Origin of the sequence: Bacillus sp. FSL W8-0629 (assembly GCF_038593225.1) — a bacterium.
In the GTDB taxonomy this organism is placed as follows: domain Bacteria; phylum Bacillota; class Bacilli; order Bacillales; family Bacillaceae; genus Bacillus; species Bacillus altitudinis.
Genome location: NZ_CP151975.1, coordinates 936,239 through 956,822, shown reverse-complemented (window position 1 = coordinate 956,822; position 20,584 = coordinate 936,239). Strand labels below are relative to the sequence as shown.

At 40.7% G+C, this 20,584-nt stretch carries 19 protein-coding genes and 1 pseudogene; 6 read left to right on the top strand and 14 right to left on the bottom strand.

What is annotated here, in order from left to right:
- Nucleotides 1–96: 96 nt before the first annotated feature.
- The 3 genes from NSQ17_RS04845 to NSQ17_RS04835 form a co-directional block, all read right to left on the bottom strand.
- Entirely contained in the window at nucleotides 97–1,689 is a 1,593-nt protein-coding gene (locus NSQ17_RS04845) for a PucR family transcriptional regulator (RefSeq protein WP_047946632.1), read from the bottom strand.
- Between the two features lie 28 nt (nucleotides 1,690–1,717).
- Nucleotides 1,718–2,635: an AEC family transporter gene (locus tag NSQ17_RS04840; RefSeq protein WP_007497064.1), complete on the bottom strand. Its 918-nt coding sequence runs from the start codon at nucleotides 2,633–2,635 to the stop codon at nucleotides 1,718–1,720.
- 83 nt (nucleotides 2,636–2,718) lie between these two features.
- Nucleotides 2,719–3,135, bottom strand: coding sequence for a VOC family protein (locus NSQ17_RS04835; RefSeq protein ID WP_024719950.1), 417 nt, complete (start codon nucleotides 3,133–3,135; stop codon nucleotides 2,719–2,721).
- Nucleotides 3,136–3,301: 166 nt separating this feature from the next.
- On the opposite strand from NSQ17_RS04835, the gene NSQ17_RS04830 reads away from it, so the two are divergent.
- Nucleotides 3,302–3,718 (top strand): hypothetical protein, encoded by a 417-nt coding sequence (locus tag NSQ17_RS04830; protein ID WP_024719949.1) that lies wholly within the window; start codon nucleotides 3,302–3,304, stop codon nucleotides 3,716–3,718.
- A gap of 45 nt (nucleotides 3,719–3,763) precedes the next feature.
- On the opposite strand, the gene NSQ17_RS04825 is transcribed toward NSQ17_RS04830, so the two are convergent.
- The 3 genes from NSQ17_RS04825 to NSQ17_RS04815 all read right to left on the bottom strand — a co-directional run bounded on the left by NSQ17_RS04825 (nucleotide 3,764) and on the right by NSQ17_RS04815 (nucleotide 6,631).
- Nucleotides 3,764–5,302, bottom strand: coding sequence for a bifunctional GNAT family N-acetyltransferase/carbon-nitrogen hydrolase family protein (locus tag NSQ17_RS04825; RefSeq protein WP_007497061.1), 1,539 nt, complete (start codon nucleotides 5,300–5,302; stop codon nucleotides 3,764–3,766).
- Nucleotides 5,303–5,316: 14 nt separating this feature from the next.
- On the bottom strand, nucleotides 5,317–5,982 hold the full coding sequence (locus NSQ17_RS04820) for an HAD family hydrolase (RefSeq protein WP_017366913.1): 666 nt from the start codon (nucleotides 5,980–5,982) through the stop codon (nucleotides 5,317–5,319).
- Nucleotides 5,983–6,289: 307 nt separating this feature from the next.
- Nucleotides 6,290–6,631 carry a DUF5365 family protein gene (locus NSQ17_RS04815; protein WP_024719947.1) on the bottom strand — a complete coding sequence of 114 codons (342 nt, stop codon included), beginning with the start codon at nucleotides 6,629–6,631 and terminating at the stop codon, nucleotides 6,290–6,292.
- A gap of 108 nt (nucleotides 6,632–6,739) precedes the next feature.
- Between NSQ17_RS04815 and NSQ17_RS04810 the strand changes: the two genes are divergently transcribed.
- Nucleotides 6,740–7,642 carry an RluA family pseudouridine synthase gene (locus NSQ17_RS04810; RefSeq protein WP_342467908.1) on the top strand — a complete coding sequence of 301 codons (903 nt, stop codon included), beginning with the start codon at nucleotides 6,740–6,742 and terminating at the stop codon, nucleotides 7,640–7,642.
- 34 nt (nucleotides 7,643–7,676) lie between these two features.
- On the opposite strand, the gene NSQ17_RS04805 is transcribed toward NSQ17_RS04810, so the two are convergent.
- From NSQ17_RS04805 to NSQ17_RS04795, 3 genes are all read right to left on the bottom strand, one after another.
- On the bottom strand, nucleotides 7,677–8,243 hold the full coding sequence (locus NSQ17_RS04805) for a class D sortase (RefSeq protein ID WP_217967402.1): 567 nt from the start codon (nucleotides 8,241–8,243) through the stop codon (nucleotides 7,677–7,679).
- A gap of 32 nt (nucleotides 8,244–8,275) precedes the next feature.
- Nucleotides 8,276–11,182: a 5'-nucleotidase C-terminal domain-containing protein gene (locus NSQ17_RS04800; RefSeq protein ID WP_342467907.1), complete on the bottom strand. Its 2,907-nt coding sequence runs from the start codon at nucleotides 11,180–11,182 to the stop codon at nucleotides 8,276–8,278.
- Nucleotides 11,183–11,264: 82 nt separating this feature from the next.
- Nucleotides 11,265–14,627 (bottom strand): CheR family methyltransferase, encoded by a 3,363-nt coding sequence (locus NSQ17_RS04795; RefSeq protein ID WP_342467906.1) that lies wholly within the window; start codon nucleotides 14,625–14,627, stop codon nucleotides 11,265–11,267.
- Between the two features lie 144 nt (nucleotides 14,628–14,771).
- Here NSQ17_RS04795 and NSQ17_RS04790 point away from each other — a divergent pair, with 144 nt between their 5' ends.
- Entirely contained in the window at nucleotides 14,772–15,416 is a 645-nt protein-coding gene (locus tag NSQ17_RS04790) for a spore coat protein (protein ID WP_039169240.1), read from the top strand.
- 29 nt (nucleotides 15,417–15,445) lie between these two features.
- Here the strand turns inward: NSQ17_RS04790 and NSQ17_RS04785 are convergent, their stop codons facing one another.
- Both NSQ17_RS04785 and NSQ17_RS04780 read right to left on the bottom strand, forming a co-directional pair.
- Entirely contained in the window at nucleotides 15,446–16,321 is an 876-nt protein-coding gene (locus NSQ17_RS04785; RefSeq protein WP_138278319.1) for a hypothetical protein, read from the bottom strand.
- 154 nt (nucleotides 16,322–16,475) lie between these two features.
- Nucleotides 16,476–16,982: a YhcN/YlaJ family sporulation lipoprotein gene (locus tag NSQ17_RS04780; protein WP_342467905.1), complete on the bottom strand. Its 507-nt coding sequence runs from the start codon at nucleotides 16,980–16,982 to the stop codon at nucleotides 16,476–16,478.
- Between the two features lie 153 nt (nucleotides 16,983–17,135).
- On the opposite strand from NSQ17_RS04780, the gene NSQ17_RS04775 reads away from it, so the two are divergent.
- On the top strand, nucleotides 17,136–17,552 hold the full coding sequence (locus NSQ17_RS04775; protein ID WP_342467904.1) for a spore coat protein: 417 nt from the start codon (nucleotides 17,136–17,138) through the stop codon (nucleotides 17,550–17,552).
- Between the two features lie 36 nt (nucleotides 17,553–17,588).
- Here the strand turns inward: NSQ17_RS04775 and NSQ17_RS04770 are convergent.
- Nucleotides 17,589–17,974: pseudogene (locus NSQ17_RS04770) on the bottom strand (hypothetical protein).
- Between the two features lie 94 nt (nucleotides 17,975–18,068).
- Between NSQ17_RS04770 and NSQ17_RS04765 the strand changes: the two are divergent.
- Nucleotides 18,069–19,160 carry a diguanylate cyclase gene (locus tag NSQ17_RS04765; protein ID WP_058337544.1) on the top strand — a complete coding sequence of 364 codons (1,092 nt, stop codon included), beginning with the start codon at nucleotides 18,069–18,071 and terminating at the stop codon, nucleotides 19,158–19,160.
- A 211-nt stretch (nucleotides 19,161–19,371) separates the two neighbouring features.
- Nucleotides 19,372–19,572 (top strand): cold shock-like protein CspB, encoded by a 201-nt coding sequence (gene cspB, locus NSQ17_RS04760; RefSeq protein ID WP_008349061.1) that lies wholly within the window; start codon nucleotides 19,372–19,374, stop codon nucleotides 19,570–19,572.
- A 112-nt stretch (nucleotides 19,573–19,684) separates the two neighbouring features.
- On the opposite strand, the gene NSQ17_RS04755 is transcribed toward cspB, so the two are convergent.
- A complete protein-coding gene (locus NSQ17_RS04755) occupies nucleotides 19,685–20,044 on the bottom strand; it encodes a hypothetical protein (RefSeq protein ID WP_017360371.1) in 360 nt (119 codons plus the stop codon).
- 13 nt (nucleotides 20,045–20,057) lie between these two features.
- Nucleotides 20,058–20,582 carry a flavodoxin family protein gene (locus tag NSQ17_RS04750; RefSeq protein WP_008358701.1) on the bottom strand — a complete coding sequence of 175 codons (525 nt, stop codon included), beginning with the start codon at nucleotides 20,580–20,582 and terminating at the stop codon, nucleotides 20,058–20,060.
- Between the last annotated feature and the right edge of the window lie 2 nt (nucleotides 20,583–20,584).

The following is a 20,584-nucleotide window of genomic DNA, read 5'->3' as shown; positions in this document are numbered from 1 at the left end:
AAGGGGCCAGACACATTACATTAGACAGATCGTCAACTGATTGAAAAGAACCATGAGACACTCTACTTGATCCCTTAGCAAATCTAACATATACCATTAATGGCGATTCCCCTGTAAAAATTCATAAGCAAGGATCGCAAATTCAAGCGCTTGACGTTTTGGCGCTTGCATCATATCCTCACCAAGTAAAGCATGAAGCTTATCCAATCTGTGATAAAGCGTCTGCCTCACAATATAGAGCTGGCTTGCGGTTTCTTTTTTAGAACCGTTTGTCTGTAAAAAGATATTCAGCGTCTGATAGAGCCTGCCGCTATTTTGTTTATCATATAAAATCACCGGCTCTAAATACTCTTTCACCATGCATTCTAATAACCCGCTTTCTTTCATGACAGGCATCAACCGAAGCATATGTAAATCTTGATAAAATGGGCTTTTTATCCGTTGCGGCATCACTTTCTTTAAATGCAGCACTTCTTTCGCTGCTTGAAAACTTTTTCTCATGCGCTGAAATTGCTCACAATATGAACCGATTCCATAATTGATGGCTGCCTCGCCGGGCTTCTCACGGTCATATAATTGCGTGATGTCGTTTGCCGCTTTTTCTGCACGCTCTTTCCAGTCCTCAACTTTTCTTGTATTCAATAAAATAAATAAGGTTTGTCCTTGATGCTCGTACACAATCAAATAGAAACCAGCACGCTGAAAAATAGAACGGCAAGAGACAAGAAAATAAAGATTCCCTGCGATTTCTTCTATTTGGTGGTTTTTTTGAAAGAGCATCACCACACAGCCGGTCGGTTTTTTCAGTCCTTCTGTTTCCTCAAGGTGTTCTATGATTTCTCTTTCTGTATGCTCTTCATGAAACCATTTTTGCAGCCATTCATTCTCTTTTGTCTTCTTCAGCTCTTCTGTATACAGCTCTCTTAAAGTTTGCTGGGCAAGGGCATTCGCTCCTTTATCCATCACAAGCAGTTCAAATTCCGAGAGCGTGTTCGATTGATGAATGAGGACGAGGTCTGCAAAGGTTTGTTTGAGTGCAAGGACTTGTTTTTGCGTCACTTCATATCCTTTTGGTAATGAAGCATACTGCAAATAATTCATCACAAGCTCTTCTGTTTGTTTGGATGAATCACATAAAATAATCGGTTCACCTTGAACAGGGATCAACAAAAGAATCCCTCTCACGTGCTGATACACTTGATCCAAAATATCCATCTGCGGATGAGGAGTCAATAAAAGCTCATTCAACTTGGACGACAGTGTTTCTAAATCCGCCATCATCTGATACTGACGCTCAATCATCATCGTATGGAGATGCTGTGTAATATTGACGAACTTCACTTCTTTTGTAAACAGAATAAGCGGAAAATCACGTTCTTCTGCATAAATAATCAGTTCTTCCGGTACATCAAACCGGAGCGGTACAAATTCAATACACAAGCCGGCCGCACCTGAGTCAATCAACTGCCTTAAAAACGCCTGAAAGACTTCCAATTGATCATGGAAGCCTGCGGCCGTCGTTAAGATCAGCTCGCCTCCGTTTAACAAATCCTCTACAGCAGGCACTTCAAGTACATGTACCCATTTTACCTGCCGAAACAATCCCTTTTCCCCAGCTAACACTTTCGCATGCGTAAAATGCTTCGTTTTTAACACATCACTTACTTGAAAATGAACATCTACATTCATTCATAAGTCCCCCTTTGTTTGCCGTCCCCTATCCCAGAGGGTGCATGGATAAAATCCATAATAAAACAGGTAAAGTCACAATACTTAAAATCGTACTGAGAAACGTCGTGCTTGAGACAAACTCAGGCTTCGTTCGAAATTGCACAGCCATCAGTGTTGTATTCGCCGCTGTCGGCATCGCTGCAACTAAAATCATAATTTGTTTCACCAAATCATCTACAGGTAAAATAAGTGTAAAACCAAAGGCGATGAGAGGTGAAATAAACAGCTTGAGCAGCACCGCATAGGAAATATTGCGATAATCCACTTGTTTAAAAGAAATCACTGCGAGCTGCATACCTAAAATCAGCATAATCGTTGGTATCGCTGCATCCCCGACCAGCTGAACACCTGTCATAAGCTCTTTAGGTAATGAAAGGTCAATGAGCTGAAATAATAGACCAAGAAGAGCCCCGTAAGCAACCGGCATACGCAGCACTTTTTTTAGAACGACCTTCAAGTCCCCCGCGTCCTCTCCACCTTTTGCTGCATAATACATGCCGATCGTACTCATGACGAGCTGCTGAAGGACCATTAGCACAATCGCAATATCTAAACCAGCTGCTCCAAAAACAAGAAGGACAACAGGCGTGCCGTAATTTCCATTATTCATAAATGCTGATGACAAAATCATGGCACAATACGTTTCATTCGAATACCCGTAAATTCGAGATAAAATGAAGACACATAAAACAAGTGAAAGACAAAGCCCTACGACAAATATAGATAAGTACACATAGTCCATCGATACTTTATTTTGATAAAAGGTTTCAAACGCAAGAAAAGGTGACATTAAATATAAAGACATTGATGAGAGCGTATGTATATCAAAACCAATTGTCTTCTGCCCAATATACCCTATAAGGAATATGCCGAACACTGGCATTAAGACAAGTAAAAACTCCATGCAGCACCTACTTTTCTCTAGATGAATTCCTTATTTTTTACCCTCTTATCATACCACTGATCATCAATAAAAAAGAAGCACCCTTATGAAAGGTCGCTTCTCTCCTCATCCATATAAAACACTTCCCATAAATGACCATCACGATCCTGAAAGCTCCAGCCATACATGAAATCATGGTCTTGTTTTTCCTTAAACGGTGAACCACCAGCTGCGATCGCACGCTCTACAAGCTCATCAACCTCTTCCCTCGTCTCGACCTGTAAAGAGATAATGACCTCTGCGCCATTTCTGGCATCTACCAATTCCTTCTCTGAAATGGATTGGAAATGCTTAAGTGATAACAGCATGACTGTGATCGTCTCATTCATCACAAAACAAGCAGCATGTTCATTCGTCAGTTCTTGTTGAAAGTCAAAACCCAGCTGTTCAAAGAAATCCTTTGACTCATTTACATGCTTAACCGGCAAATTGATATACAGATGTTTAGATTCTCGCCCCATATCCCTCTCCCTTTGTAAAACATCATTTCCATTCAGTATATTCGTCTTTTCATTTGGCATCCCTTTGTCGCATGAAAAAATAAGCGGTAAGCCCCATTACCTTATTTTAACAAAAATGTATAATAAATCTCGTGCACAATACTAAATGAACTAGGAGGTTTTCTTAATGAAAACAATCGCAAAATCTTTGATGCTCTCCACCTCTGTCCTTTTATTCGCTTCACCTATTACACAAACAGCTGATGCTGCATCTATTCAAACGAAGCAGGTGACAGCAGAAAGTGATTTTCAGCTTCCTTCAACAACAGACACCATTAAACAAAACATCGAACAATCTTTCCAAAAACAAGAAAAGTGGCTACAAAAATTAGAAGTGATTGCCGGACAAGAAAAACGCGAACAATTTGAGCAGTTTTTCAACCAGCATGTAGGACCTGATTTAAAAAATCTTTTAGAAGAGCCTGCTCTTACATGGAAACAAGTAGAAAAAACGATTTATCAATCTCTTGTCAAATCAGACGTTCCATTTTTAGCTGCCAAAAGCATTGCCCACTTTGCTACACTCGCATTAAAGAAAATGTAAACATAAAGAAAAGCGCCTCGCATAATTGCGGGGCGCTTGTTTTGGTTATTTCTTATATTCAATATGGTACACGTCTCTTCTTCGGTCTTTCAGCTGACGAACCGTCCCATCTTGACGCTGCCTTCTTAATATTTCTAAGTCGACATCACCGACAACCACCATTTCAATATTCGGGTTGCATTCCCCTACAATGCCATCTCTTGCGAATTCAAAATCAGATGGTGCAAAGATTGCTGATTGTGCATATTGGACATCCATGTTTTCTGTTTGCGGAAGGTTTCCGACCGTTCCAGAAATGACCGTATATATCTGATTTTCAACCGCTCTCGCCTGCGCACAGTAACGTACTCGTAAATAGCCTTGACGGTCTTCTGTACAGAATGGAGTGAAAATAATTTTCGCTCCTTTGTCAGCTGCAATTCGAGCAAGCTCAGGGAATTCAATATCGTAGCAAATTTGGATCGCAATTTTCCCGCAATCCGTATCAAATACCCGGACTTGGTCACCAGCTGAAATCCCCCACCATTTTCTTTCATTCGGCGTGATATGCAGCTTATATTGCTTTTCAATCGTTCCATCACGTCTAAATAAATAGGCGATATTATAGATTTTCCCTTCCTCTTCAACGAAATGAGAACCACCGATGATATTAATGTTGTACTTGACCGAGAGATCTGTAAACAAATTGATGTAGTCCTCGGTATATTCTGTAATCCGCTGCACTGCTAGACTTGGTGATCTCTCTTCTAAATATGACATAAGCTGCGTTGTAAAGATTTCCGGGAAAACGGCAAAGTCAGCTGACGCATCTGATGCCACATCCACGTAATACTCCACTTGATTCATAAATTCCTCAAAGGAATGAATTTGCTTCATTGCATATTGAATGACACAAATTCGTACTGGGAACGCCGATTTATAATATCTTTTCGATTGCGGGCGATAATCGACATTGTTCCATTCCATTAGCGTTGCGTACGTACTGGAAGCTTTATCATCCGGCAAGTAATTCGGATTGATCCGCATCAGGCTAAATTCATTTAACAGCTGAAAAGATAGCACAGGATCATAAATTTGGTGCAGCATGACTTGCTCTACATATTGGCGAGGCGTCATTTCCTCTTGATATTTATGATAATTCGGGATACGTCCGCCAATGATGATGCTTTTTAAATTTAATCTTCTCGCTAAGTCTTTTCTTGCTTCGTATAAACGATGACCGATTTTCATCCGGCGGTACTCAGGACTGACCATTACTTCAATTCCGTACATATTCATCCCATCTGGATTATGGTTTGTGATATATCCATCATCTGTGATGTCCTGCCATGTGTGACGATCATCGTATTCATCAAAGTTAATTAATAAACTTGAACATGAGCCAATGATTTCTCCCTCGAATTCCGCACAGAACTGGCCTTCTGGGAAATGTTCAAGGTGGCTTTCAAGGTGCTCTTTTTTCCAAGGGTCCATGCCTGGAAAGCATACCTCTTGCAATGCAATGATTCGGTCGATATCTTCTTCTCTAATATTTCGAATCACCATTCTTTTTTCAAATCGCGTTAAATCTAGTTTTTCTGCCATGATGTATTGCCCCCTTACTGATCCTCTTTTTCAAGCTGATGGAATAGCTGGAGCAATTCGATTTCAGCCATGGATTCTAATCTCGCATCATATTCTTCAAACTGCAGTGTGCTCGTCACTTTATTTGGCACGATGACACATTTCATACCCGCTCGTTTGGCAGCGATTGACCCATTCACAGAGTCCTCAAATGCCACGCAATCTTTTGGCTCAACGCCTAAGCATTGTGCGGTTTGCAAATAAAGTTCTGGGTGAGGTTTCACTTCTTCCACATCGTCTGACGTGCGGATACATTCAAAGTAATCGAAAAGTCCAATTTGCTTCAGGTGATCAGACACCCATTTATAATCTGAGCTGGAAGCAAGTCCAATCTTAATTCCAAGCTCCTTTGCCGCTTCTAAATAAGCTTCTACACCAGGTCTTGCTGCTTCGTCCTTCATTCTCTTTTGAAAACGTGAACGCCGGTCTTCTGTGAGTGCCTCATGATCTAATGTCTTTCCTAACTGCTCTTCCAAGTATTCAAAAGGCTTAAAACCTGCCTGCGTTCCAATCACATTTCCCCATACAGACAGAGGCAGCTCCGATTCATGCTCCGCAAACATTTCCTGCAGAACCTCATATTCATGTGTTTCTGTATCTAAAATTAATCCATCAAAATCAAATATAATCGCCTTTACCAAAGAGGCCACTCCTTTTTTCCGAAAGTCTGAAATATCTTCCATACTGCTATCATATCGTGAATAAAATTGACTTTCAAAGATGAATGTCTGCTAAAATGATTATGTATAAAAGGAGCCTGCATCGTTTTGTCAGGCTCCTGTCATGTTCGATTCTTTCTGCAAGAGATCCAAGCGCTCCGATTCGTGGAGAATAGACATTGTTGAAAAAGAGCGGAATTGGTATTACAGATCTTGAAGGTTTCTCCGTTCCCTTAAAAATAGTATGTGCGACGACCTTGTAAGTTAACAAGGAAGTTCACACCAACTTTTACGCATTTTGAAGGTGACGGCCTGCAAAATCATCTAAATCAAACGGGAAAGAAAAACCGCACGCATTAACTTGTTCACGGTTGAGTTCAAATAACTCACGATCTCGTTTTGTGATATGTCGCTTCGGCTTTAAAATAATGGTATGTAATAGCTGAAGTCCTGATAAGATACGAAAAGCATCATCCATTGTCCCGTTATACACACCATCAATGAATGTAAGCGGGGGTTGTTTTTCCTGCGCTTCTCCATTGACAGAATGGGATAAGAGATCTTCAATTTCCTTTGATACTTCTTCAATTGCCTGCTCTTGAAGGTCTGTCGCAGCTTTCATTAATCTCACGTGGCATCTACCTCTCTGTCGTTATTACTCCATTCAGAATAGCACAGAAAAAAAGTCATTCGCTAAGGTAAGTGTTTCCTATATATACCCAAAGAGAGGACGAATATCATGATCATAAAAGGACACACGCTCTCCCTAAAAGTAGGTGAGCAGCAAAATGGCATTTCCTTAAGTCAATTTTTAAAAGACGAAGTGTCTGCCTCTAAACCGATTATCCATTTTTGGATGGAGCACCAAAAAGTCCGTCTCAATCAAAAACCTGCCCACCATGCTGCAAAAGTGAGTACAGGTGATCAGATTATCATTGATTTATTTGAGACGGAAGAAAGTGATGTGACGCCAGAATACGGTGAATTAGAGGTACTCTTTGAAGACGAGCATTTATTAGTTGTCCAAAAGCCTGCTGGAAGGCCGACGCATCCAAATGAAAAAGGACAAACAGGTACGCTGGCGAACCTAGTCGCTTTCCATTTTCAAGCAAATGGAGAAGAAAAGCGGGTCAGACATATACATAGGCTGGATCAAGATACAAGTGGCACCGTCATTTTTGCCAAACACAGGTTGGCACATGCTGTACTCGATCAAATGCTTTCAAAAAAAGCGATTAACAGAACGTATCTTGCCATCGCACAAGGACTGTTTAAGAAAAAGAAAGGAACGATCCAAGCAGCCATTGGACGTGATAAACACCATGCCGTCAGAAGGAGGGTTTCTCCTACTGGTCAAAGCGCCAAGACTCATTATGAGGTCTTCCATCTCAATAAACGTTTACAGATGACGGCCGTTAAGCTGCGATTAGAAACAGGCAGAACGCATCAAATTCGGGTCCATCTTAGCAGTCTCGGGCATCCTTTAGCTGGCGATACATTATATGGCGGGAAGCGTGACCTGATAAACAGATGCGCCCTTCATGCCAAACAAGTAGACATGAACCATCCATTCACAGGTGAAAAGCTGACGATAGAAGCACCGCTCCTACCTGATATGGCTGAATTAATGGACAATATGTAGAAAAAAGAGCCTGATCATACAGGCTCTTTTGACGTTAGACAGATGCTCTTTTCGCATAAATAATGTACCGCTCTGGTGCGTTGCCGACAAAATGAAATGGATAGCATGTGGTTAACACAAGCTCTTCCTTTTTATTTTGTAAGGTAATAATGGATGTATCATGCTGATCCACAATTTTCGTATGCGTGATTTCATAAACAAACTCACCATACGGTACAGTGATTTTTAGCTGATCCCCAATATCCAGTTCACCAGTCCGGCGGAAGACCGTATCCCTGTGTCCCGACAAAACGATTTGTCCATTTTGATCAGGGTAATAACTGCCTTTATAATGACCGACGCCTTTGGCAAGGTCGTCCGCATCTGTCCCTTCAACAATCGGCAAATCGGCTTTTAATTTCGGAATGGTCAGGATGCCAGAGGCTTTCCCCATTTCAGGTGAAAATTTTTCCTTTGTCATCCCTTGATCAGTTTCTACGACCTTCTTTGCTTCCTCTAAAGAATGTGCTGTTTGTAAGTGAGTAGAAGCCATTTGCCAGATTCCCCAGCCAAGCACCACAATCCCCACTGACATGACAATCACTGCAAGCCATTTTTTCATGCGTTAACTCCTTTGTCTTTGCTGATGATTCTTTAGCTTGCTGCTGCCTTTTCTTCTTGTTTCGCTTGTTGAATTCGGCCTTCTTTTTGATACACAATAGAAGCTCCCTCGAAGCTCTTTACAAAAGCGACCGTTGCTTCTAAATCTTCTGGGCCTGTTTCCGGATTTTTCCCTAGCCGCCCAATCGGTGCATACTTACTTCCAGTGGCAGTCGCCATGAAGTTGTTCACTGTGAGTGTATACGTTTTATCGAAATCAACGGAAGAACCATCAGGCAGTTTTAAGTCGACTACTTTATATGTTAACGGATTGTACGAATAAGAAAAGCCTGAAATGCTATAATCCGGTCCAAATTGAGGAGATATTTGAGCTTCAATGATATCAACTAAATCTTTCCCCTTAATGTCCAGCTTCACTAACACATTTCCAAATGGCTGAATATTAAAGAGGTCTCCCCAAGTAATGGGTCCTTTTTCGAGATTTTGTCTGATGCCGCCACCATTCATCATGGCAAAGTCACTTTTCATTGAATATCTCATGCCATCCGCAATGAGATTGCCAAGTGGTGTATCACCATCATTTGAATAGCCGCCCTCCATCTTGACCCCTGCTTCTCCAACCACCTCACTAATAATCGGCTCCACTTCTTTTCCGTAACGAGCTAAAATGTCCGCTGCCTCCTGATCCTTTTCAATACCAGCCTGGTCCACATACTGAATGTTTGCACTCTTTTTGACAATATCTTTTGTTTTCCGGTCAAGTGTGACATTGACTTCTCCAATTGCCTTTCCGTATTCAAAGGCTTGGACAATTAATTTTCCATTTACCTCTCCATTGACCACTTCGTGATTATGGCCAGCGAAAATGACATCGATTTCGTCATCACCTTCTTTGGCAAGCCTTGCACTTTCTCCAGTAATGGTATCACCATTTTGAGAGGCGGTCATATGAGCCAGAACTGCGATCGCTTTAATCCCTTTTTGCTTTAATTCCTTCGCTGCTTCATTGACAGCTTGGACTTCATCAGTAAATTGAATGTCTTTAATTCCTTCTGGCATGACCATACCTGCCGCTGATGTTGTCACAACCCCGATAAAAGCCACAGGAATTCCTTCGACATCCATGATTTCATAGGCCGGTAAAAGTGGTTTGCCAGTATCCTTGTATTCACAGTTTGCACAAACAAGCGGGAAGTTCTGCCCATCATATCCTTTTGTGCCTTTCGGGTGATCTCCACCTTTTAAGATTCGTAATAGTTCGTCTACACCTTCATCAAACTCATGGTTGCCAACTGTCCCAACGTCAAAGCCGATGTTCTCCATTAGTTCAACCGTTGGTTCATCTTGTAAAAGAGAAGATATTGGCGAGCTTCCGCCTATCATATCTCCTGCATGAACTGTCAGTGTATTTTTTTGCGCAGCTTGCTTTTGTTTTATATAAGCCGCCACATAATCCATCCGTCCATATGTTCCTTTACTGCCATCACCTTTTACATCCAGCTCATATTGCTGATCAATTTTCCCATGCAAATCATTCATGCTTAAAATGGTTAATGGGACTTCACTGGATGATTCTGACGCCTGATATCCTGCCTGCTCTGCTTCTTCTTTAGAAGCAAAAAAGACACGTTTATCTACATCGATCTCATTCCAGCTGTCAGGTGATACGTAGGTTTTTGCAGATGAATCCCCCACATAACGTGTGAGCCCTTTTTTCTGCTCGCGTGCTCTAAATTCAAACGGCTGTTCTAGCAGAGGATCTTCTTCATTCCAAATACCAAGCCCTTTTTCCTTGGCATCTTTCACTGCTTGTTGGAACATCTGATACTCTTTTTCATCTCCAACAGGCCAGATGAAATAAGTAGGGGCATATCCTTTTTTCACAAGCTCTAGGTTCGTATTCAGCCCTTTTTTGGTTTTGACTTGAGCTAAAAGACGTCCATATCCATCCTTTGCTTCCGGGCCAATCTTTAATGTGACTCGATCACCACTTGAAAGAAGTGTTTTTAAATAATCCGTCGCTTTTTGTCCAAAGCGCAGCTGGTTTTGATCTAATTCATTTTTTGGCTTGTGGTAGGTTTCTGGTGTGTCCATATTCACGAAGCGTACCTTTGTTGTGCCGAGCACAGGCTTCTTCAAATGAATGGTATCTCCATCCACAACACGATCTACCGTTGCCTCATATTCTTTTTTGATTTTTGGCGGCTTTGGCTGGTGCTTCAGCAATTTGACATCGGTTTTGTGTCTTGGAAGTACTTGCAGCGTATCATATCTGCTTAAAACGCCAGTAAACTCATACCATTTTCCGGTCTTCACTTGATCAATGGCACCCGTATCAACCATGACTCTAAGGACTGTGCTATGATATTTTTTATCGATGATGACCACATTGTATCCACCGCCAGCTGGCTGATCTGGCGTCTGTTCTACATAGCCTTTTACCTTCACTAATCTTCCTTCATATTTGCTTGCCTGATCCGATTCCAATTGTTTAATGGAAACTTTCTTTGGCGAAGGCAATGGCTGATTCACAGCCTCTATCTTCAGACGATCTTGATCTGGCACAATTTCAACGAGCCCTTTATAAGTCGTCACCTTGCCAGTCACCGTGACCTTCATGCCTGCTTTCAGTTCTGGAAAATTCTTAGGCTGCGCAGAATAAATATTGAGACCAGCTGTTTTGTCTTGAATATATGTTGATAGTTTCCCATTCCCTATAGCGGATTGATCTGCTGTTACGATTCCGCTCACCGTTACCGTTTCTCCTATCAGTTTTCGGGCTTTTTTTATGTTCATCGGCTTTGTTTGTTTCCATAAAGTCTGCTTTTTCTCAGAAGAAGAAAACGCCTCAGCTGTCATGATACTAGGCAGTAAAGATTGCAGACTAAATATCACCAAAATCAAACAACAGACCATTCGAATAGATTGTATACGTTTCATTAGATTTCTCCCCTTTGAACTTCATCTCTTCTAGTGTACAAAGCAATTATTAAGACTGGATGGATTTCATGTAAAGCTGATCTCAATTACTTGGAAATGTAATAATCACACGTGTCCCTTCAAAGCTTTTGCTCTCAAAACGAATGGTACCGCCATGGCTTTCAATAATCTTAATGGTCATCATTAATCCAAGACCCGTGCCTTTTTCTTTCGTTGTGTAAAAAGGTTCACCTAATTTCCCAATCTCCTCTTCTGGTATGCCCTTTCCTTGGTCTTCAAATATCAGCATCATTTGGTCATTTTTCAATAATGAAGTCACTTGGATCACACCTGTTACTCCATCCATCGCTTCAATTCCATTTTTAAGAATGTTAAGGAACACTTGTTTCAATTCATTTGGAATGCCTTGAATATGTGGCAGTGAGGGCGCCAGATTCTTTTGAATCGACACTCCTTTTAAGACCGCCTGAGATTCAACGACCATAATGACTTCTTCGAGCAGAAGATTCACATTCACCGGTTCAAATTTAACAGATTTACTTCTAGAGAGCACAAGGAATTCGTTAATAATAGACTCAAGCCGATTAAACTCTGACATCATCACATCGGCATAATCCTTCTGATACTTTTTACTTTGAATCATTAGCTGTAAAAAGCCTTTTAACGACGTAAGTGGGTTCCGTATCTCATGGGCAATACCAGCTGCAAGCTGTCCAACTGCTGACAGCATTTCAGACTTCATCAGCATTTTCTCAGACTGTTTTTGACTTGTAATATCCTCTGAAATCCGCATGACAGTAGATTGCATTTTGTCAGGGTCATCGATTCGGTGTAAAGAGACTCTTTCCCATCGCTCACGCCCTGATAAGTCCTGAAAATACAGCTCACCTGTCCAGCTGCCCTCTCTTAAACACACGTCCCATTGTTTCGCTAGATCATCACATTGACACAACGCATAATAGACAGAAAAAATATCTTTTCCGATCAAGTCATATTCATGCTGTTGTACAAACTGACAAAAGCGCTGGTTGACACACTGAATGACACCTTCTCCTGTTGCAACCACAATATGAATATGGCTGTTATCAAGTGCTGTCACCGCAAGATGAAGAGCCTGCTTCAATTTCGTCATTTCGGTCATTTTGATCCAGGTCATCACTGCTCCCTCGCGATCTTGATCATAGAAAGGCGTCATATGAACCGTGAATTGTTCTCCTTCGTTCGTTTCAATTTCACGTTCGATCACGCGCCTATCTGAAATGACAGATTGAATATCATGATAGAGCATTTCCTTCGATAACTTCTTCACCATCGACTGAAACGTTTGCTGGTGCCGGGTTTGAGCTGAAGTGAATAAAGAGGTAGCTGTAGGAGTGTGATAGCGAATATTCATTTCCCGGTCCACAAACAACGTGGCAAGTTCTGGCTTCACAGACGGCCGGTACAGTTCTTCTCTTGTCACCTTTAAATTGTTTATAATATTAATAAAATGCTCGTTTGTTTTCTCGCGCACTTCTATTTGCTTGTTTTTTTCTTTTAATTGAGCCCTTGCTTCTTGCTCCTTTTGTTTGACCTCATTGAGCTCGTTTTCTAAATCGACAATTCGCTGTTGATAAACCGAATTCTGCTCTAACATCCCTTTGTCCCTGCCGTTCTTTTGATTTTTTCCTCTCTCACTCTTCCGAATGAGAATGACGTATACTCCTTTAAAACGGCGATCAAAATGTTTCACTGTAAAATCTGCATACTGCTTTCTTCCATTTTCCGAAATGAGGACATGTTGAAAAACAACCTCAGTCTCTTCAGTCCATACCTTTTCAAAGCTTTGACTTAGTATCTCTTTCATATAATCAGGGGTTACATATTCACATAATTCATCTGAGACTTCTGCATGCGCTAAGAAAGAATAGGCACCGTTTGATATCGCGAGGATTTTCTCGCAATCGTCTATGATGAAACATGCATCATACTCCTGCTCTACTTCTTTCATATATTGGACAGCTCGTTCTTTTAACTCCGTATGACCTGCATTGTATTTAGGAACGTTTGAGTGGGTGTAAATGTTCCACTTTTCATTTAACAAATGAAATAAACGAGGGATATTGGGTACCTTTTCATTCGGTCCTAATATCAACATCCCTTGATCCTTTAGTGCATATTGGAATCGAGATAAGACTCGTTTTTGTACTTCTGGCTGGAAGTACATCAGAACATTTCGGCAACTGATAAAATCGAGGTGGATAAAAGGTGAATCGATCAATAAATTGTGAGGAGCAAAGACTATATGTTTTCTAAGCGACTGCTTCACAATAAAAGCGTCACCTTTTTTTTCGAAATATCGCGCCCTCCATTTTTCTGGCATCCGTGCCATAGACTCAAGCGAATAAACACCTTTGCTTGCACTTTGGATGGCTTTCCGATTGATGTCTGTTGCAAACACTTGAAGTTCAATGGACACTTGTCTTCGTTTCATTTCTTCTAAAAATAACATCGCAAAAGAATAGGCTTCTTCACCTGTAGAACATCCTGCAATCCAAATGCGGCATCGAGATTTCCCATTTTTCAATGTATTATCAATGATCGACGGAATGATGTGATGTTCACATACTCGAAAGGCTTCCATATCTCTAAAAAAGGAAGTCGTGCCGCTTAAAAGCTGTACATGCAGGCAATCAAGCTCATCTGGTTCTCTCTCTAATAAACGATCGTACTCGGACAATAAGGAGATCGATTGGTTCGTACTCCTCATTCTTTTTTGAATGACAGAGAGCAGTCTGCGCTTCTCATAGGTTGAAAATGCAATTCCTTTATGCATTTCAAGACGTTCAATGATTCTGATCAAAACAGGGTCTGCAACATCTGTATGCGGAACGTTGATGATGTTGGCTATATATGACGCAAGTGCAGAAGGGTCTTGAAATGTTTGATGATACATACGATCAAACCCACTATTTGTCTCACTGCACGATATGGCTGTACCGCCTTGCTCAACGATTTGAAGCAAACCACTTCCTACACAATAGCCTTTTTGAAAAAAGATCGCATAGGCCTCTTCCTTTTGCACATTGGCAAGTGACTGAAACAATGAATTTACAGCACACGCCTTGTTCGTAGGATGCTGCTCTGTTATGTGTAGCCGTTTGTCTTCTGTCAATGTCACAGCTGCATGCTGCGGACAAACATAAATCGTATTTTTCATGACTTTCTCACCATGCTTAATCGGCTTTGCCCGGTAGCCAATCGGTAAAACAAGTGCTTCCAAATCAGTTACACAATCGCCTGTCACATGATTTTGCACAACAATAAAAGAGGCATTTAATTCATGCGGAAATGATTGAAAAAAAGCCTCAAGATGATGCTGTTCAAACGGCGAAACACCGATGCCAATCACTGGTGCCTGCACATGTTCGTCTTCTATCAAACGATTAATGATTTTGTCCTGCATCTGGTACCCCCATGTTCATTCGTCTGATACATTTTTTCGACAAAAAGGAAGAAAACCCTCTAATTGTAAATAATGTTTTTTGCATGAAAGGAGGAAAACTTCCTCACATTAAAACAGACTGTATAAACAGAAGGAGGATTCTTTATGCAAAACGATCAGCAACCAAACGTTCAAGGACATGTCCAGCAGCCCCAATTCAATCATGGCGGGCATGAGTTATTTGATTTACATGAGGTATTAGCAGGGACCATTAATATTTTGGATCAATACATGATCTTTCGACAATTTATCCAAGATCCCGCATTATCCGACATGTTAGATCGACAATATCAATTTGTATTGTCCCAGTACAACGTCACGGTAGATTGCTTTTCTACTGGTCAAAAGCCTAGTGAAGAAACATCTACTTATATGATGAAAGAACAGACACAGGTGACATACGGAATAAAACCATCTCAGCCTAAGAAGCCAAATCAATCAATACAGGATGTAAAAGATGCGGGAATTACAGGGCATATGCTTGGTCTCGTGAAATCTCATGCTGGATTACTCTCAATGACTGCATTAGAGGTCACAAACCCTGTGGTGCGACGTGTGCTTGCAGCGCAAATCCCGAACTTTATTGAAATGGCGTATGAAATTTTCTTATATCAAAACAAACATAGCTATTATCAAGTTCCGCAGCTTACAGCGCAAGATATGCAGGCGATGACGTCTACATTTGCCCCTATGCAGGGACAAGTGCAGATGCCGCCAAGCAAAGCCACTCAGCAAAAACCGCTTCATTAACCAAAAACAACGGCCGCCCTATTTACAGGTCAGCCGTTGTTTCTTTGATAATTCAGTTTAAATTGCTCTTCAAAATCTGTGAGACGTTGTCCTGTCGCTTGTTCAAATCCTCTATCAAAACGACTAGTTTTCGCCGTTTCCTCCATGATCTCATGTATGACATCTCGTCCATAAAGCTGCACAAGCTCATAGATCATATAGTAGCTTTGTAAATAAACATCTGTCTCATACGTCGTGCGAGATTCTTGCCAGTCTTGATCAGAATAAAGAGATTTAAAAGGAATGACGTCAAACCGTTCAGACGTGGCGTTCAGCACATCATAGGCCGTCCATTCTGCTGTTCCTTCATGGAACCAAAGGGGAAAGACGACTGGAGATACATTGTATGCATGCACCTTTTCATAGAAAACAAAATGGGCATACTCATGAATGAATAACGTGTTGAAAAAGTATAAAGGCAGTGTCTCTTTCTTCAACAATTCTTCCCGTTTATCTGGGTATAATCCAATCATATGATCAACATCAGAATAAAAACCTGTAATATGCTTGATACCGGCAAATTGCTCAATCGTCTCTTTATCATCAAAATAAATGATATCTAACGGTTTGTCAGCTTCATACTGAAACACTGACATCGTTCTCTTCTTTGCCTGTTCCAGCGCTTCTATGGTCAAATCGACAAAGGCGCCCTCATCCTTTGCATAGTAGATTCGAATATGTTCATAGACTTGCTTATTGAGTCCTTCCGTTAAGACCGTTTTAGGCGAAGAATGCTGCTCTAGATATTGCTCTGCCAGCTGGAACCCTACATAAATCAAGTACGCAGTGAACGCATAAAAAATCAAACCTGCTGCAATCATTCCGCTTACAAGTTTTTTATGAATTAATGACGGTTTTGCTTTCATTTACTCCCCACCTGAATTCATCCTGCAACCTCTTTCTCTCTATGAAAAAACAAAGATCAACAAGAGGTGATATATTTTTTACTTTATGCAGTCAGGTGCGCAAGGTGCGGTTCCAAACAAAAAAGCCGCATATGACATACGGCTTTTGTCGTAGCTATTTTGATTCAGGGAAGACACGTCGAACCGTTTCAGTAAACTCGTCGAAGAATCCTGAAATTGGCTCTCCACTTCTAATACGTTTTCCGTACCCTGCCATACGATCGACAAAGTCTGGATTAGCAGATACATACACATTATCAATTTGTTGATCCGTCGATTTGACTTTGTCAGAAATTTTCTTTTTCAAATCGTCTGTTACATCTCCGCTTTTATTGCCTTCAAGCACGACAGCAACAAACGCATTTTTCCCTGTGACAAGTACGTTCGCTGTTTTCACTTCAGACATGTTGGCAACAAGCTCTGATGCCTTATCTGCTACTTTCACCTTCTGAGGTGTTTGCACATTTGGTTGATCCTGTCTCATGTTGTCGTTCTTATATGTGACATTTTCGTACTTTCGTTTCATTGTTCCTCTTCGTTCATCGCCTTGGTTGTTCATTCCACACCCAGCAGTGATCAATGTTGGAACGAGTAATAAAGATAGCATCCATTTCTTATTCATCAATTTATTCCCTCCTTTTGCTCATAGGTTTTTCATCCAGCAGACTTTTTATGCACACATCCTCTATTTCAGCAATGAATTCATAAATCAGCCTTGATTGGTCATCCTAAACATGATGAAGAAGTATCATCACGATCAAATGGAGGGATTCGTTTGTTTAAAAAGAGAAAAGGTATGAGTACTGGTGCAATGATCGCAGCATCAACAGCCATCATTGCATTATTTTCACCACTATTACGGAGAAGACTAAGCAGCATGACTCAAATGAATTTGTCCTCAATGATGAAAGGCAAAGATCAACACCATCATGAGTCATCTCGTCATGAGTCCCATTCACATTCACGTAAAGACTCAAAAGGCACAGCTGAAGTAGGACAAATGATCAAGCAAGCATTCACCGCTGTCCAGCCTAATGAAACAAGCCAGCATCAAACATCATCAAAAACATACCAAACTCATCAGCCGCCGAGAGAGTCTTACGCCCAGTCTCTTCGCATTGATGAAAGTGTCATGAATGTAATGGATGATGAATCTATTCAGCAAGTACTCAATGACATCGAGCACAAATAACTAAAACAGGAGCCTTTTTTTCAGAAAGGCTCCTGTTTATTCTCCTGAAAAATGCTCTTTCACCATGATGCAGAAGGAAGGCAAGAAGGTGATTTCGATCGTGATAACCGTGATAACAAACCGTTCCACACCATCTAATTGTATCAACAGCTCTTTTTCATGCTGCCGATCCTTTTTTTCTACATGTCGCACAGTTTTAAAGGCATATACTCCTAAAACGGATGCGTCCTTTTTTCGAACAGCCTTCAAAGAAAATTCTTGTACTCCAAGAGACATCGTCACCACAAATCGCTCTTCCTCGTTCTCAAACCGAAACGTTAGATCTTGATATTCAATGGGCATATCTCGTTCAAATCCTTCATCAGGCCACGTCTCAAAAAAGAAAGCGAGTCCGTTCGATCTGGAAATTGTTTTCTCCTCATTTTAAACCCCTCATAAGTGAAATTTTTATTAATTATCTTGTTTCCCCTTTTCTTTTGCAACAAATTTTAGTAATTTTAAAAAGGTGATTTTATTTTGCTAAGAGACCTCTTTATTAATTTAACAATTCTTGTCACTTTCCATTATTTATTGATGCTTGTGTTTAAAGAGAATTTTTTAAAAAAGGAAGACACCCTGCTCAGACAAATATATAAAGGAATGATTTCTGGGTTACTCGGTGTCCTCTTAATGTTTTTCTCTATTAAAGCAGGACCAGCCATCATCGATTTAAGACATATCCCCCTTATTTTAACGGCATTTTATGGAGGCATTGCACAAACGTTCATTGCAGCCTGTGTGATCATTATTGGCCGATTATTAATCGAAGCCAATGTCGCTTCTTTCATTAATATTTTTTCCATGATATTTATCGCCACAGCTTCTTTTTTAATTGCTGAGCGTCATATCAATCACGTCGTAAAAATGCTGTTATCTATTACCATGAGCAACGTCATAGCGACGATTTTATTTATCATCATCGTCAATGAAAGATCATTTGAACTGCATGCTGCCTATTGGATGTTCTCGTATATTGCCGGTTTATTTAACTTTTATGTCATTGAGCATCAAACAAAAGCGTATCAGATGTTAAATTTGTATAAATTCCAAGCTCATTATGACTTTTTAACTGGTGTTTTAAATAAACGGAAATTCGATGAAATATTAAGTGATGCTTTTTCTCTGAACTTAAAGCAACCTATCCATCAAATGTCCTTGATTTATCTAGACATCGATTATTTCAAAACCATCAATGATCAGTATGGACATCATGAGGGAGATATCGTTTTAAAAGAAATCGGAACAAGGCTAATTAAAAACACAAGAAGCTCTGATTATATTGGGCGAATCGGCGGTGAAGAATTTGCTGTGCTTTTACCGAATTGTTCCGTTGAAAAAACATGGCAAATTGCGGAACGTTTACGAAAAAAAATGGCGGATCAGCCAATTTATTTACAAAACGGAACATCGATTCACATTACGGTGTCAATTGGATGTGCCTATGATGCAGGAACAAGTGAAAACATGAAACAATTACCGATTATTGCAGACCAGGAGCTCTATAAAGCGAAGCAGTCAGGCAGAAACCAAGTGAGCTTTTCTGGACGAAAAAGAGAACACTTAATATAGGCTTTTTCCTCAATTTGTTAGCGCTAATTATTTTTAAAAAAGTTTTCGTATAACAGTTGTTTTTTCCCGCAAACACTGGTAAAGTAAAGGTAATTATTTTTGTTCGTATCATCTTTAAGAAGAAAGTTTTGAAAGAGTTTTCGTCTTTGAAGTTTGTGTAAGAGCAAGAATAGTGAATTTAAGCGTTAAGATCGCTTTAGGAGGAAATTTCATGTTAGAAGGTAAAGTAAAATGGTTCAACTCTGAAAAAGGTTTCGGATTCATCGAAGTAGAAGGTCAAGACGATGTATTCGTTCACTTCTCTGCTATCCAAGGCGAAGGCTTCAAAACTTTAGAAGAAGGTCAATCAGTTTCTTTCGAAATCGTTGAAGGTAACCGTGGACCACAAGCTGCTAACGTTAACAAAGCGTAATTTAAGAGCATCTGCTCTTTTAGCACTTTATAGAGTGAAGGAAAACCGCTCGGCTTTTATGCCGGCGGTTTTTTTGTGCAATAAAAAGAGAACCTGACGAAAGGTTCTCTTTTTATTTGTCCTTCTGCTTTAGTTTCTGTAAAGCAGAACGATACATATCATCATTCATTTTCGTCTCTGGTTCTTCTTCTTTGACAGGTGGTTCTGGCTGCTTAAACTTTTGAAGCGCCTGTCTATAGAAATCATCACCTGACGGAGCATCATCTGTCTGAGAAGGCTCTGACGCTTTTTCTTCCACTTCAGGCTCTACAGGTCTCGCCGCAACTTCTGGCTCGCTATGCGGCACGTCAGGATGATTCGATACATCTTCTTTGATCTCTTCCTTCTCGGCCGAAGCGTGTCTGACATTGAACGCTACTAATCCGATAATGACTAGAACAGCAGCTACTAACGCTACAATAATCGTCGCCAAAAGAACCCTCTCCTTATCGCTTAAATGACGCAGTGACTGATGCTACACGTCTTCCTAATGCTTTCCCCAGCTCAATGCCTTCTGCAGAAATCACTTCATCAGAATCAATCGGGCACGTCACACCTGCTCCATAATAAGAACCGTATAACGCATTTTCTGGAACATTTCCAGGAAGGCCGACCACAAGCATCCCTTGATGGAACATTGGCGTAATCAAATTATGCATCGTCATTTCTAATCCGCCGTGTGTTGTTGCAGTGGTACAGAAAACGGCACCGACTTTATCGATGAGTTTTCCTTCTGCCCATAAATACCCAAGACGGTCAATCCATGTCTTTAATCCAGAACTAATGGTACCAAAGTGACCAGGGCAGCCCCAAATGATTGCATCCATTTGATCAAGCTTGCGGATATCCGCATCTTTCACATGATCAATGAACACTTCAGCTTGCTCTGTTTCACCTGCGCCAGCTGCAATCGCTTCTGCAAGTGCTTTTGTATGGTCACCTTCACTATCGTATACGACATAAATTTTCATGT